Genomic DNA, 14,833 nt, shown 5'->3' on the forward strand with positions numbered 1-14,833 from the left:
ATTTGTAATATTTATTAATGGATTTATTTATTAATTGCATCTTTTTTAAGGTATGTTAAAATTCTATAGAATATTTAATAACTTATTAATAGTATATTTCGAGAATAAATCTTATTCAAAAATATTATTAGTAAATTATGTTAAAAAATCTAAACCTTAAAGTTTTAGCCACAGGGACCGTTATTGTATTAACGTCCATTGTTTCGAGTTGTAAAAAAGATATTACCCGTGCACCCGGAACAGGCGATCCATCTTCAAAACTAAACACACAATCTGCCGGGGATAATAAGTATGACCTGCTGGGTTTTGGTTACGATGTAACCGGCGAATACGCCAGTTCAAATTCATCTACCTACAAAGTGATCGATATTGATAAGTTGGTGCTGGATGCACCGGACAGGTATGTAACAGATGTAAATGTTAGCCAGTATGCGGAGTATAACGCAGGCGGAAACGCTGAGGATTATTCAAGCGCTTTATCTCAAAATTATAGTGCGACTATTGGACTAAAAGTTTTTGGTGCAACTCTTTCAGGATCATTTAAGGAAACCAGCGCTATATCATCAAAATACTCTTATGCAAGCGCTTCACAGATCATCAGGCAGAAACGGTTAAAGTTTAGCGCCCCTCTTGATCTGATCAAGTCCGGTTATCTAACCGCCTTATTTAAATCAGACGTTAATAGCCTTACAGCACAACAGTTAGTGGCCAAATATGGCACGCATGTACTAACTGATATTGTTTTAGGGGCCAAGCTGAATGTTTTTTACAGGTCTGAAACTAGTAGCTCAAATAAAACTCAGGCAGTAACAGCGGGCATGAAAGCCAATGGTTTATTTAAAATATTTAGTCTTTCTGCTGATATTAATTATACAACCTCTGATGTCAATTCAAACTATAATCAAAATTTATACTATAGCACAGTAGGTGGTGATGGTTCAAAAGGATTATTTGGGGAAATTAGCCTGGATAACACGGCACCTAAAATAAATATAGGCAACTGGCAAAGTAGCTGTACCCGCGATAATGCCGCGTTTATTCAAATAGGTAGCAAAGATGGATTAATTGCACTATATGACCTGATAGACGATGCTGCTAAAAAACAAGCTGTTCAGGCTTATATAACCCAATATTTGATTGATCACCAGGTGAAAGTAGTACAAGAGCCTATACATGGCAGCGGATTGCCGGCCGACTGGGTTTCCAGGGCTAAATTCATATCATCAGGTATGCCAGCCGATGCTATACATACAGGCGCCATTCCCATCTTATCATCAGATGGAGCTAATACTTTATACTCTCAAAACCATGCCTATAAATTTGTTTTACAGGGTGATGGTAACCTGGTTTTATATAATTCGGCAGGCACAGGTTTATGGAACAGCAAAACTAATACTACCGCTACCGGATGGACATACAGATTATACTATGCAGCTGATGGAAATATAATACTGAAGAAAGTTTCCAGTACAGGTGCTGAAGCAGATATCTGGGCTTCATATACCGAAGCCCGTGCCGGAACTGCTGGATTAGAAAATGCACGCAGAGCCTACATGTTAGTGCAAAATGATGGTAACGTAGCCTTATACTACAATGGATTAGATGGTGGTCAGTACTCGCTGGAATATTCAACCGCTACAGATGGGGGTAGAATGAGCCCAAGACAAGGAAGTTTTAAATAATAAAAAAATATTCTTTTTAAATTTTATATAGCAACAAAGGCTGGTATAAAAGCCAGCCTTTGTCAAATAAATTATAATGAAAAATCTAAACCTGAAAACTTTCACTACAGGGACTGTTATTATACTAGCGTCCATTGTTTCGAGTTGTAAAAAGGACATTGTTCGCACATCCGGAGTGGATAATACACCTTCAAAATTGAATACACAATCCGCCGGGGATAATAAGTATGATCTGCTTGGTTTTGGTTATGACGTAACTGGCGAGTATGCCAGCTCAAGTTCTGCAACCTATCCGGTGATCGATATTGACAAGCTGGTACAAAACGAACCCGGACGTTTTGTGCCGGACAATAATGTTACCCAATATGGAGAATATGCCGCCGGTGGAAATGCTTCGGATTATTTGCATAGTTTAACAACAAATACTACTGCCACATTAGCCCCGGCAGGAGTCAGTGCTTTTTGGGGGGCAACACTTACCGTAAACTTTGATGAAACAAGTAAAGTTTCATCAAAATACTCGTATGCGAGTGCCTCGATTATCATCAAACAAAAGAGGTTAAAATTTAATGCGCCGATTGATCTGATCAAAAGCACCTACTTAACCTCGGTGTTTAAATCGGATGTTAGCAGCATGTCGGCTCAGCAATTGGTGACCAAATATGGTACTCATGTTTTAACAGATGTCATTTTAGGTGCTAAGCTAAATGTTTTTTATCGCTCACAAACCTCAAGCTCTAACAAGGGCGAATCTGTAAGAGCTGGTTTAGACGTTCACGGACTGTTCCATACATTTGGATTTAAATCAGACGTGACTCATGCAGATTCCTCTGTAAATTCAAACTATGATCAAACCATGTACTACAGCACCGTGGGCGGCGACGGAACTAAAGGCATATTTGGTCAGCTAAGTTTAGATAATACAAGTCCTAAAATAGATATAGCGCCATGGCAAAGCAGTTGTACACGTGACAATGCCGCTTTCATACAAATAGGTAACGCAGCCGGTACTCTTATCCAGCTTTCAGATCTGATTGATGATGCTGCAAAAAAACAAGCAGTAACAAATTATATTACCCAATATTTGGCAAGTCATAATATCATCACACTATTTCATGAAACTGCAGCTCTTTACAGGTGTCTTAATAGCAAGAATTTTGATCGTTTAATGACTACTACTACTGACGAATTAGCTGGGATGTCTGACTGGCATGTCGAATCGAAGCTTGGTTCCATATATACAGATTCATCAATGCCAGGAACAAAACCGTTGTACAGATACTTGTTAGATGGTCATGAACACTTCTTTACCACCAATTTTAATGAATTGGGAAATGGCTCAAGTCATGCTGTCCTTGAAGGTATTAAAGGCTACCTTAACACCACCCAGGTAACAGGAACTATACCTATTTACCGTTATAATTCTACTAAAGGTGGCGCACACTTTTATACCATCAACTTTAATGAATTGGGCAATGCCGGAGGTAACAGTGGGTTTATTTACGAAGGTATAATAGGATATATCAATCAATAATAGTTATTAACAGAATTAAATTTCAATAGAGGAAAGGCCATGCATCGGTTTGCATGGCTTTTTCTTTTTAAGGCTATAATGATAATGTTTGTCTTGGGGCTTTCTTTAGTGATATATAAGTAGGTCAAGAAGATCCAAACAAAAAAACACCATCCGGTTATGGATGGTGTTTTTTTATGTTGTCCCACACCTTTCAGTGGGCCGGTCGTCTATCAAACTTTGATCTCAACTTCAACACCGCTTGGCAATTCAAGCTTCATCAAAGCATCTACAGTTTTTGAATTAGAGCTGTAAATGTCTAATAAGCGCTTGTATGAGCATAATTGAAATTGCTCACGTGCTTTTTTGTTTACGTGTGGTGAACGTAATACGGTGAAAATTTTCTTTTCGGTTGGTAACGGAAGTGGTCCGCTAACTACAGCGCCTGTTGGCTTTACTGTTTTTACGATCTTCTCGGCAGATTTGTCTACCAGGTTGTAATCGTAAGATTTTAATTTGATCCTGATTCTTTGGCTCATGTTAATTAAATTTTAACCACTTATAAGAGCTATTAATTATAAGTGATTGGTTGATTATGTTTATTAGGTTGATTGAGTTAAATAAGTAAGAGTAAAACCACTCACTTAATCCAACCCAATCAACCAAATACTATTTACGCGTTTGCAGCAGCTTTTTTGCCTTTTACTTTGGCAACTACTTCTTCCTGTACGTTACGTGGCGCTTCAGCATAGTGATCAAACTCCATGGTTGAAGTAGCACGGCCTGAAGTGATGGTACGTAATTGAGTTACATAACCAAACATTTCAGAAAGTGGTACAGTAGCTTTAATTACCTGTGCACCTGCACGTGAATCCATACCCAAAAGCTGGCCACGACGACGGTTCATGTCACCGATAACATCACCCATGTTTTCTTCAGGGGTAAGGATCTCGATTTTCATGATCGGCTCAAGCAATACTGGTTTACATTTTGGCAATGCCTCACGGTAAGCCATTTTAGCAGCTAATTCAAATGATAAAGCATCTGAATCGACCGCGTGGAACGAACCATCAATTAACCTTACTTTTAAGCTGGTTAATGGGAAGCCGGCCAATACACCGTTATCCATCGAAGCTTTAAAGCCTTTTTCAACAGATGGGATAAACTCACGAGGGATTGAACCACCGCTAATTTCGTTCACAAACTGTAAACCTTCTTTACCTTCGTCATTTGGAGAAAGGATAACCTGTATATCGGCAAATTTACCACGACCACCGGTTTGTTTCTTGTATGTTTCGCGGTGTTGGATAGTACCTGTGATTGATTCTTTATAGGCTACTTGTGGCGCACCCTGGTTAACCTCTACTTTAAACTCACGTTTTAAGCGGTCCATGATGATATCCAGGTGAAGCTCGCCCATGCCTGAAATTACAGTTTGACCGGTTTCTTCGTCTGATTTTACGTGGAAGGTAGGATCTTCTTCAGATAATTTACCTAAAGCTATACCTAATTTATCTACATCGGCCTGTGTTTTAGGCTCAATAGCTAAACCGATAACCGGCTCAGGGAAATTCATCGACTCCAGAATGATCGGGTGTTTCTCATCACAAAGGGTATCACCTGTTTTAATATCCTTAAAGCCTACTACCGCGGCAATATCACCAGCACCTACGTTAGGGATTGGGTTTTGCTTGTTAGCATGCATCTGGAATATACGGGAGATACGCTCTTTGTTGTCAGAGCGCATATTGTGTACATATGAACCAGCCTCTAAATTACCTGAGTATACGCGGATAAAGCACAAACGACCTACGAAAGGATCGGTTGCAATTTTAAACGCTAATGCTGCGAACGGCTCTTTTTCTGATGGTTTACGTAAAATTTCTACACCTGTATCAGGATGATGACCTATAATACCTTCAACATCCATTGGCGATGGCAATAATTCCATCACGTAATCAAGCATGGTTTGTACACCCTTGTTTTTGAATGATGAACCGCAAACCATAGGAACAATTTTGGCATCTAAAACCGCTTTACGTAAAGCGTCAAGCACTTCGCGTTCAGTGATGGTTTCAGGAGCATCAAAAAATTTCTCCATCAGGCTTTCGTCATACTCAGCTACTGATTCCAATAATTTCTCTCTCCACTCAGTTGCTTCCTCAATCATATCCTCAGGGATAGGCACTTCAGTAAAGGTCATACCTTTATCATGCTCATTCCAAACAATACCTCTCCAGTTAATTAAGTCAACAACACCTGTAAATTTCTCTTCAGCACCAATTGGTAACTGCAAAGGAACAGCGTTGCTGCCTAACATGCTTTTTACCTGTTTTACAACATTTAAAAAGTCGGCACCAGAGCGGTCCATTTTATTAACGAACCCTATACGGGCAACATTATAGTTGTTGGCCAATCTCCAGTTAGTTTCTGATTGTGGCTCAACACCATCAACCGCACTAAAAAGGAATACTAAACCATCTAATACACGCAGGGAGCGGTTTACCTCAACGGTAAAATCCACGTGACCCGGAGTGTCAATAATGTTGATATGATATTTGTGGCCTCTGTAATTCCAATCTACAGTTGTAGCTGCAGATGTGATAGTAATACCGCGTTCCTGCTCTTGCGCCATCCAGTCCATGGTTGCAGCACCTTCGTGCACTTCACCAATTTTGTGGCTTACGCCCGAGTAATAAAGGATACGCTCGGTAGTAGTAGTTTTACCGGCATCAATGTGAGCGGCAATACCTATATTTCTTGTATATCTTAGATCTCTTGACATTTTATTTACTTTGTGATTTCACTGATTTTTTTTAATAATTACACCGATTTGTTTTGATTTTACTTATATAAAGTGCAATCATACAAAACCGGTGTAATCTCAATATATAATCGGTGTAATCCTTTCTATATCGGTGTAATCTTTTATAATTAGAATCTGAAGTGTGAGAACGCTTTGTTAGCCTCAGCCATTTTATGCGTATCTTCTTTTTTCTTCACTGCTGCACCTTCACCTTTAGCTGCTGAGATGATCTCACCGGCTAATTTCTCCATCATGGTTTTTTCACCACGACGACGGGCATAGCTGATCAGCCATTTCATACCTAAAGCTATTTTACGCTCAGGACGAACCTCTGTAGGAACCTGGAAGTTAGCACCACCTACACGGCGGCTTTTTACTTCAACAGCAGGCATTACATTGTTTAAAGCCTTTTTCCAGGTCTCTAAACCGTTTTCGCTGGTTTTTTTCTCAACAATATCAACTGCGTTGTAGAATATAGAGTATGCGGTAGATTTTTTACCATCATACATCATGTTATTTACAAACCTTGTTACCAGGGTATCATTGAACCTTGGATCAGGAAGGATAATTCTCTTTTTTGGTTTTGACTTTCTCATTGCTATCTATCCTCCTTAATTATTTCTTTTTACCTTTTGCAGGGGCAGCAGCAGCTTGTCCTGGTTTAGGGCGTTTAGTACCATATTTAGAACGACGTTGGTTACGACCGGCTACACCTGATGTATCTAATGCACCACGGATGATGTGGTAACGTACACCTGGTAAATCCTTAACACGACCACCGCGGATCAACACGATTGAGTGCTCCTGCAAGTTGTGACCTTCACCTGGGATGTAAGCATTTACTTCTTTTCCGTTGGTTAAGCGCACACGGGCAACTTTACGCATTGCTGAGTTTGGTTTCTTAGGGGTAGTGGTATACACACGGGTGCATACGCCTCTTCGCTGTGGACAGCTGTCCAACGCTGGTGACTTACTCTTGTCAACCAGAGCTACTCTACCTTTTCTAACTAATTGCTGAATAGTAGGCATTTTTCCTTTTTTGTATTTACAGTTTTATCCTTATTTTAAGGACTGCAAAGGTAGCTACTATTTTTTGATTTTCAAGGGCTTGAGTAAAAAAGTTTTTGTAATGGACTGATACCCCAACTTATAAGAGGGTTTTGCTGGAGGATAAAGGGCTAAATTATTTATTACCAGTATGCTGCGGTAAGTGAATAGGGATCATTAAAATATTGCCCTGGCTATTAAAAAGGCTGTTGTTTTCTTTGATCAGTTCATCATAATTAAGAGGTAGGTTTTGTATATATCACACGTGCATTTTACGCTATTGATTGAAGCCCTTAACAACCAATAAATTTTTTGCTGCACTGTAGAAAAGCCCGATACTCAAATGAAATATCGGGCTTTCTTGTTTGTATGCTGCTGCTAAATAAAGTTAGCTAACGGCTTTTTTGCAAAGGATACTTTCAAAATAATATCCTTTTGTCTGATAATGAAATGCTATTAAAAATGAAACGCCAGTTTGGTAAATATTCTCATCCCATTAAAGCCCATTTGTACGGCCTCAAAAGGTCCGCCAGATTCGCTGTCACCAAAAGAGCTGTTCGTGGTTGGGTTAATTGAACCCTGTACAATAGCTTTATCCGGATGTACATTAAACAAGTTGTCTACGCCGGCTGTCCATGATACGGTGCTATTGATTTTATAAGATACATACAGGTCTGTGGTTATTTTAGGTTTGAATTCAAATATTTCGGGTACCACACCGCTTCCGTTATCTAAAGCTACGTATGGAAAAAACTTGTCGGGAGCATTGGCAGGAGCATCGGCTTCGCCAAATCCTAATTCCTTAACGTCGCCAAAATAGGTAAGGTGGGTGCCAAAAGCAAATCTGTTTGCACCATACTCAAGATTTAAAGAAAATTTTGCTTTTGGGGCGCTTGCTTTCAGAAAGTATTGCTCTCTGTCATTGAAGAAAGTAGCGCTATCTGAAGGTGAGTTCTTGAAGGTAAAAGGTATATTGATCTTATTAATGGTTAAGTTTTGAATGTTACCAGCTAATAAAGCGGTGAAATGGTTTTTACCCCAGCGTTTTTTGTAATCAACAACAATATCTATACCCCTGTTGGTTGTATTAACGGCATTGGCAAAAAACTGCGCCAGGCCAACACCCTGACTTGCTAACAAGTTATTTAAAGGAGCGCCGAGTGTTGGATCGCCTTGCGCATACAGGCCTGATATAACTATCCTGTTTTTGATAGCTATTTGGTAGCCATCAACGGTTAAGGTTAGGTTATGTACAGGTTGCCAGGTAAATCCTAAACTGTAATTATGAGATGTTTCCTGGGTTAATTTAGGTATTCCTGCAGTTTTGGCGATGGCCGAATAGTTGGGAACCAATTTTGTATACACCAGGTTGCCGCCAATTATTGACGTGTTGGTATTGCTGAAATTTATTTGTTGAAGGGTTGGGGCACGAAAGCCTGTACTTGCAGAACCACGCAGATTAAAGTTATCGGTAAGTTTATAACGTGTTGCAAACTTAAAGGTACTTACAGATCCAAAGTCTGAGTAATGTTCAAAACGGGCAGCTCCATCTATCAACCACGCTTTGGTTATATCTAAAGTAGCTTCGGCATAAGCAGCTTCGGCGGTTCTATGAGCTGTTGTTGCATCGCTTGGCTGATAGCCTGGGTAGCCCTGTGATCCTGATGCTTTGGTATAGGAAGTATCCTTGCCGGTAGTGGGGCTCACCCCGGGTAATGTAGCGGTACCCTGTAAATACGAATTAACTTCGCCGGGGTAAAGCTGGTATCTTTCGTACCTGAATTCGCCACCAAAAGAGAGCTGTAATCCTTGTGCCACATTACTAAAATGCTTTGTTATATCGGCATTCGCTGTGTTTTGCAAAAAGTTAAAGCCGCCATCATCAAACCGGGTTTGTATAGGTTGGCCCGGAATATAAGGTAATGAAGCATTAAAAGTTTTTTCGCCCCAATAATGGAAATCATTTCTGCCCAAATTATTGCTGATATCCCAATCCCAATCGCCGGGGGTAGTGCCTTTGAAACCAAAAGCAGCCGACGCGTCTTTGATGTAAACATCCTCCTGGGGATTGTAGTACACGTTATTTGGCCCGATTGATCCATCAGGATAACCATGCACTTTCATAATACCTGGTACAAAAATCAGATTGCCGTTTGCATCTGTCGGGAATTTTGTAGGGTTTTGACGAAGCCCATTATTGTAGTTCCAGCTTCTGGTATAGGCGTAAACATTGGAGTGCTTATAATTATACCCACCAAAAGAGTAGAAGGTTGTTTTGGTGCCATTTAATGGTATTTCCAGGTTGTACATTCCACCACCAGATATTACAGATCCATCTCCAAAAGCCCGGCGTGCCCGGCTAATTCCCAATGCCTCCGGGTTTGTTCGCCAGTTAGTATCTTGTACTGCTCTAAAGGTTTTACCCTGGTTTTGGTAATTAGCGCCAATATTAATAAAGCCACCATTTTTTCCTATTGCCAAGCCATAGTTGGCGTTCAGTGTAAATGTTTGGCCATCGAATTTTTTACCTGTATAATAAGCAGATGGATCTACATTGTTTAATGTATTGTATTTCTGGTCATTGTAGCCGCTAAATCCGGCATTGATGTTAAGGTGATTAATATCTTTTTTCAAAACGATATTGATAACACCTGCAATGGCATCAGAGCCATATTGTGCCGAAGCGCCATCACGTAATATTTCTACATGGTCAATGGCTGCTTCGGGTATAGCGTTTAAATCGGTACCGCTATTGCCACGCCCACGGGTACCTACTTCGTTTACAAAGGCCGACAGGTGACGGCGTTTGCCGTTAACCAGCACCAGTGTTTGATCGAATCCTAAGCCACGCAAGCTGGCAAAATCAATGGCATCTGATCCGTCGCCACCACTCTGCTTGTTGTAGTTAAAGGAAGGTACGGCCTGGTTTAACTGGCTCATCAGGTCGGGTTTTGCGGTAGTTTGGCCAACTTGATTAACATTGATCACATCTACCGGTACAGGGGACTCAATTTTTGTACGACCGGCACCGCGGCTACCTACTACTACAACTTCTTTCAAAGCTTCGGCAGAAGGTGTCAACTCGGCATTTAATACTTTGCTTTCGCCTGCATTAAGCTGTATGCTTAATGTTTTCTTTTCAAAACCAATAGCCGAAAAACTAATCTTGTAAATACCGGGTTTTAGGGTAAGGCGATAGTTGCCATCAATGTCGGTTGAGGCGCCTGTGCCCGATGGCGAAGCTGATACGCTGCTGCCCTGTATGGGTTTGCCCGCGCTGGTTACAGTACCTGTTAGGTTTTGTGCGAAAAGAGGAGAGCAAAATAAAATAAATAGTGCCAGCAAAAATAAATGTAGACGTACATTCATGGGTTTTTCGTTAATAGTTAATAATTATGTTAATTAATTGTTTAAAATACAATTATATTTTTATTTATTACTATTATTTTAATAATGTGGCTTTATTTTTGCTTTTTAGTCAAAATTTTAGATATTTTTATTGTTTTATTTGTAAAATATTGGTCGTTATTTTATTTAACTATAATTTTATGAAATTATAATTGAATAATTATTGCTATTATTTAAAATTTTTGACCAGATTTTATAAATTGAATGTTATTTTGAAGGATATTAATTATTAATAATTTAAAAATTAATAATTATATAAATTTCTCTGATTTTTTTGGCATTTATTTATGTGCTAAATAATTTCTGTGTATAAAATACACTAATGAAAATTTTATTGATGATACAAAAGCCCCATCCCTAACTTCTTTAAAGAAGTTAGGGATGGGGCTTTTGTAATGATGGGGATTAAGGTGTTTGTTGAGGCTAAATATTTTGATGCATATAAAAAACTTATTTTTTTCTTGCCTCTGGTTCGGCTTAATTAATAGCCGCGACCGTATAAATGGTATAATCATATTGAACACACTGCTTTTGTAGCCTTTAGCGATGCGTGTTTTTAATGGGAATGGCGTGGTGTATACGAAAATGGCTTAAATGAAGGCTATTGGGGTGGTAAGTGGATAGGGATCATTAAAATATTGCCCTGACTATTAAAAAGACTGTTGTTTTCTTTGATCAGTTCATCATAATTAAGGGCCGGTTTTTTTAGGTCGCGCTTATAAAATCCCTGTATACGATTGGAGCTATAATACAAGGTTTTTCCATCAGCCGAAACATAGGGCGAGGAATTACCATCGCCGTTATTAACAGCCGCGCCTAACTTTTGAGCCTGGCCCCAATTGTTGTTTTGTTTAAAACTGATGTAAATATCGTTACCGCTTAAAAAAACAAGATAGCTTTCATCCGGAGCAATAAAGGGGTCTTGTATCTCACTCACGCCCGGAATAATAAGCTGCTGGGGTTTATCATAATGATTGCCCAGCCATTTGGTATAAAAACTTTGCATGCCGGTGAGCTCTTTACGGCGCGAGCAATAAAAAAGCGTGCCCTTTGCGCTTACCGAAGGGGCGTAGTTGCCAACCCCGCTTAAGTTTATGGTCGAATCGAGCCATTGCGGTGCACTCCAATCATCACCTGTTAAGTGGTCTGCATACCAGATATGTTCTACTCCCTGTGATTTGTCCTGTGGCTTACCTTTGAGCGGACGGTTTGAGATAAAAAAGATCTTTTTCCCATCAGGTGTTACAAAGGGGTCGGTATCCCTGAATTTACCCGAAAATGAAGCGACCTGCGGTTTCATCCATTTCCCGTTCTGCTGTTTCGAAAAGATGATGGTCCAGTAAATGCTCCCCTGGCTGGAGTAAACAGTCTGGCCGTCGGGGGTAAAGGATGTTGACCATTCTGAATAAGGGGTTGATATTATCCCGGGCGCAAAAACCTGGGGCATGATGCCTGTATCTATCAAATTAGTTTGCCCATAACTGGAAGAGTATATAACACATAAGGAAATCAGGAATAAATAACGAGTGACTGCGATTTGGGAAAAAGGGTTGGCAATAGAGCCGTCTTTAACAGGTAAAATTCTTTTCATAAAAGGAATAGCTTGTTATCATAAAGCTTGCTATTAATTTTTTATAAAAGAATCTTTTTCAATACATAGGCAGCTGTTTTTAATAGCTGTGGTTTATTATTCAATAACTTGGAATGTTATGCTAAAACTGTTGCCGGCTGCTACTAAAATAAAAAATAGCGATGATGAGGTATATATAAGGTTGACTTAATTAAAAGAAAATATATAGAGTATTGTAATAACCACTACTATGATATATTTTAGAGTTGATATGTACAAAATCGTGTTATTGTTGTTTTTAATTCCGGTTTCGCTGTCTGCACAGGTTACCATCACAGGTAGGGTAGTAAATACAGCCGATAAAAATCCGGTTGCAGATGCCAGCGTGTTTTTGAACAATTCGGTAATAGGCAACAAAACATTAAATGATGGGTCATTCAGGCTTTTTAATGTAAAAAACGGGAAGTATGATTTGGTTGTTTCCTGCGTAGGTTACAAAACCTATCACCAGGACGTCACGGTTAGCAATAATAATATCGTGATGTCTGAGATAGCACTCGTTACAAATGTCAATGAGTTGAGCGAAGTAAAAATAAAGGTGACGAAACCCGAACCTGCCCACAGGCGCAACCGGTTCCTCCGTATTTTTACAAGTGAATTTTTTGGCCATACTAAAAATGCTTCTGAATGCACCATACTAAACCCTGAGCAGCTTGATTTTGATTATGATGAGAAGAGTGATAAACTCAAGGCAACATCATCTGATTTTTTGATCATTGAGAACAAGGCATTAGGGTATCGTATTAAATATCTGCTGGTGTCTTTTTTAGCCGATCCGAGAAATGGGATTGTTGCTTTTACCGGTTCATCTTTATTTGAAGTGATGACAGGCACGTCAGAACAGGAAATCACGTGGCAAAAAAAACGCGTTGCTGCTTATAAGGGTTCAGAAATGCACTTCTTGCGTGCCTGTATGGCCTATCAGGTGCCAGAAGAGGGATTTACCGTACGTAAAGTGGTTAGGACGCCAACTGTTGGCCGCCCCCCGGATAGTTTGATCAATGTAAAGCTTAAGACTTTTGCCATTACATCTGGGGTAGCATCTATGGCAAACGATTCGATAAAATACTGGTCAAAAATGGCTAAGCAGCCAAGATATGACCAAACTGTAGCCGATAGGGTGTTAAAAATTGATGAATATATCACATTAACCAAGCAAAAAGGTATTTACGGATTTGGATATACTGATTGGCTGATGATCAATTACCAGCATAGGAGTAATGGCTCAAATGAACATACTACTTTTATAACCTTTAACGAGCCATATGCCTATTTTGATAGTAATGGCGTGGTGTTTACACCAGAAAGTTGCTTAATTGAGGGTTATTGGGGTGTTAAGCGGATAGCTGAGCTCCTGCCTGTAGATTATGAATTACCAGCGGATTTGTGACATTAAACTTAAATCGCACATCACCTCCCAAACCTATCATCCAATACTACTTTATCTTGATTACCCAGTTTCACATCCTTTATTTCGCCTGCCCCCTCAAAGGCGATACAGATACCCGCAATTTGGGTAATGGTTTGGGTGATGGGCTTAGTAAATATGAGATTGTTGTTTAAATACACGCTTAACTTCATACCCTTTACCTCGCATTTGAGCTTCTGAAAATTGCTGAAATCGCAACCAAAAGCGCTCAGGTCGTTGTCTTTACCCGATACCCAGTCAGATGAGGTAAATATGCTCAAGTCCGAAATACAACCTTTATCGGCCAGGGGGATAATGATGGCGTCGCGTTTACCTAAAATATACAGGATGGTTTTACGGCAGGATGATTCGTCAGATCGGGATGTATTGCGCAGCGTGGTCTCCAAAGTAAAGTTACCACCCTCCAGGCCGTCAAATTCCCGTACGTTATAAAAGCTGAGCCATTGACCATTAAATACCCGTGATGATAGTTTTAAGGCCAATGTTTTATTATCGAGGCCCATACCACCGAGCAGGTGAATATCCTTATCGGCCAGGTAAACCGGGTTGTTATTCCGTCTGATAATGCCCATCCATCCCTTAGTTTTAATATATACCGCGTTCTCTTTTTTTACCTGGCCGTTGGCTATCAGCTTTGCGGTAAAATAACCAGGGTAGTAATATATAGAGGTATGCTGCCGTCCGCTGGTAGCCAGCCTTTCTACCCGCGATGGATCCCAGGTTTGCTGTAGGGTTACGCTATCTATATTTAAGGCCGATGCGTCATAATCAAACACAACAGAATTGGGCAGACCATCGGTTACCTTTCTGCTCGAGAATTTAACCACACTATTTAAAGTTGCTTTGTCTGCCTTTTTAGGGTTGGCATTCCAGGCTGCCAGCACACCCAATACCACAATTACCAAAGCCGCGGCAAGCGTAGCTATGATATACTTTTTTTGTTTGGCGCCAATTGGGGTAAGGGGCTGGCTATCGCATTTTTGATCGGTTTTTGTAGTCTTTTTATAGGTACGCCAGTCCTCAGATCCGGCAAAGCGGGCCATGGTATTTAAGGTGGCTGTGGTGGGTGAGCTGTTGTATTTAACCCGTCCCCAGATACGTTTAAGGGTGGTGATGCTCAAGAGGGTGCCGGTTTTCTGAAATATAAGCTCAACCAGTTTTTCAAAATCATGGTCGCTCCAGGACGAGCTTTCGCCCCAATCCAGTGATTTTTCTACCGTTTTGCACCAGGTATTGATATAGGGAGCCTCTTCCTGCATGGTTTATGACCGTGAACGTGATTGAATGTAGTTGAATATGGCTTTACGCCAATACAATT

The 14,833-nt window shown here is 40.1% G+C and carries 10 protein-coding genes; 3 read left to right on the plus strand and 7 right to left on the minus strand.

The window, feature by feature from the left end; genetic code table 11:
* Window positions 1-137 precede the first annotated feature (137 nt).
* Window positions 138-1,682: an MAC/perforin domain-containing protein gene (locus tag BLR84_RS00605; RefSeq protein ID WP_090462867.1), complete on the plus strand. Its 1,545-nt coding sequence runs from the start codon at window positions 138-140 to the stop codon at window positions 1,680-1,682.
* 76 nt (window positions 1,683-1,758) lie between these two features.
* The gene (locus BLR84_RS00610) at window positions 1,759-3,216 is read left to right on the plus strand and encodes an MAC/perforin domain-containing protein (RefSeq protein WP_090462870.1); all 1,458 of its coding nucleotides are present in this window, start codon (window positions 1,759-1,761) and stop codon (window positions 3,214-3,216) included.
* Window positions 3,217-3,428: 212 nt separating this feature from the next.
* On the opposite strand, the gene rpsJ is transcribed toward BLR84_RS00610, so the two are convergent.
* From rpsJ to BLR84_RS00640, 6 genes are all read right to left on the minus strand, one after another.
* A complete protein-coding gene (gene rpsJ / locus BLR84_RS00615; protein ID WP_022830652.1) occupies window positions 3,429-3,734 on the minus strand; it encodes a 30S ribosomal protein S10 in 306 nt (101 codons plus the stop codon).
* A 134-nt stretch (window positions 3,735-3,868) separates the two neighbouring features.
* Complete coding sequence (gene fusA / locus BLR84_RS00620; RefSeq protein WP_090462873.1) at window positions 3,869-5,980, minus strand: elongation factor G; 2,112 nt, start codon at window positions 5,978-5,980, stop codon at window positions 3,869-3,871.
* 149 nt (window positions 5,981-6,129) lie between these two features.
* On the minus strand, window positions 6,130-6,597 hold the full coding sequence (rpsG, locus tag BLR84_RS00625; protein WP_090462876.1) for a 30S ribosomal protein S7: 468 nt from the start codon (window positions 6,595-6,597) through the stop codon (window positions 6,130-6,132).
* A gap of 19 nt (window positions 6,598-6,616) precedes the next feature.
* Window positions 6,617-7,030 (minus strand): 30S ribosomal protein S12, encoded by a 414-nt coding sequence (gene rpsL / locus BLR84_RS00630; RefSeq protein WP_002993550.1) that lies wholly within the window; start codon window positions 7,028-7,030, stop codon window positions 6,617-6,619.
* Window positions 7,031-7,504: 474 nt separating this feature from the next.
* A complete protein-coding gene (locus BLR84_RS00635; protein WP_090462878.1) occupies window positions 7,505-10,417 on the minus strand; it encodes a TonB-dependent receptor in 2,913 nt (970 codons plus the stop codon).
* A 640-nt stretch (window positions 10,418-11,057) separates the two neighbouring features.
* A complete protein-coding gene (locus BLR84_RS00640; RefSeq protein WP_090462881.1) occupies window positions 11,058-12,047 on the minus strand; it encodes a TolB-like translocation protein in 990 nt (329 codons plus the stop codon).
* A gap of 229 nt (window positions 12,048-12,276) precedes the next feature.
* Here BLR84_RS00640 and BLR84_RS00645 point away from each other — a divergent pair, with 229 nt between their 5' ends.
* Window positions 12,277-13,476: a carboxypeptidase-like regulatory domain-containing protein gene (locus BLR84_RS00645; protein WP_090462884.1), complete on the plus strand. Its 1,200-nt coding sequence runs from the start codon at window positions 12,277-12,279 to the stop codon at window positions 13,474-13,476.
* Between the two features lie 20 nt (window positions 13,477-13,496).
* Here the strand turns inward: BLR84_RS00645 and BLR84_RS00650 are convergent, their stop codons facing one another.
* Window positions 13,497-14,774 carry a hypothetical protein gene (locus BLR84_RS00650; protein WP_090462886.1) on the minus strand — a complete coding sequence of 426 codons (1,278 nt, stop codon included), beginning with the start codon at window positions 14,772-14,774 and terminating at the stop codon, window positions 13,497-13,499.
* Window positions 14,775-14,833: the final 59 nt, after the last annotated feature.

Source organism: Mucilaginibacter sp. OK268, assembly GCF_900103125.1.
GTDB lineage: Bacteria > Bacteroidota > Bacteroidia > Sphingobacteriales > Sphingobacteriaceae > Mucilaginibacter.

What these genes read in the sequence shown, in the direction of transcription:
- BLR84_RS00605 (WP_090462867.1), top strand. Translation starts at nt 138, where the DNA reads ATGTTAAAAAATCTAAACCTTAAAGTTTTAGCCACAGGGACCGTTATT.
- BLR84_RS00610 (WP_090462870.1), top strand. Translation starts at nt 1,759, where the DNA reads ATGAAAAATCTAAACCTGAAAACTTTCACTACAGGGACTGTTATTATA.
- rpsJ (WP_022830652.1), bottom strand. Translation starts at nt 3,734, where the DNA reads ATGAGCCAAAGAATCAGGATCAAATTAAAATCTTACGATTACAACCTG.
- fusA (WP_090462873.1), bottom strand. Translation starts at nt 5,980, where the DNA reads ATGTCAAGAGATCTAAGATATACAAGAAATATAGGTATTGCCGCTCAC.
- rpsG (WP_090462876.1), bottom strand. Translation starts at nt 6,597, where the DNA reads ATGAGAAAGTCAAAACCAAAAAAGAGAATTATCCTTCCTGATCCAAGG.
- rpsL (WP_002993550.1), bottom strand. Translation starts at nt 7,030, where the DNA reads ATGCCTACTATTCAGCAATTAGTTAGAAAAGGTAGAGTAGCTCTGGTT.
- BLR84_RS00635 (WP_090462878.1), bottom strand. Translation starts at nt 10,417, where the DNA reads ATGAATGTACGTCTACATTTATTTTTGCTGGCACTATTTATTTTATTT.
- BLR84_RS00640 (WP_090462881.1), bottom strand. Translation starts at nt 12,047, where the DNA reads ATGAAAAGAATTTTACCTGTTAAAGACGGCTCTATTGCCAACCCTTTT.
- BLR84_RS00645 (WP_090462884.1), top strand. Translation starts at nt 12,277, where the DNA reads ATGATATATTTTAGAGTTGATATGTACAAAATCGTGTTATTGTTGTTT.
- BLR84_RS00650 (WP_090462886.1), bottom strand. Translation starts at nt 14,774, where the DNA reads ATGCAGGAAGAGGCTCCCTATATCAATACCTGGTGCAAAACGGTAGAA.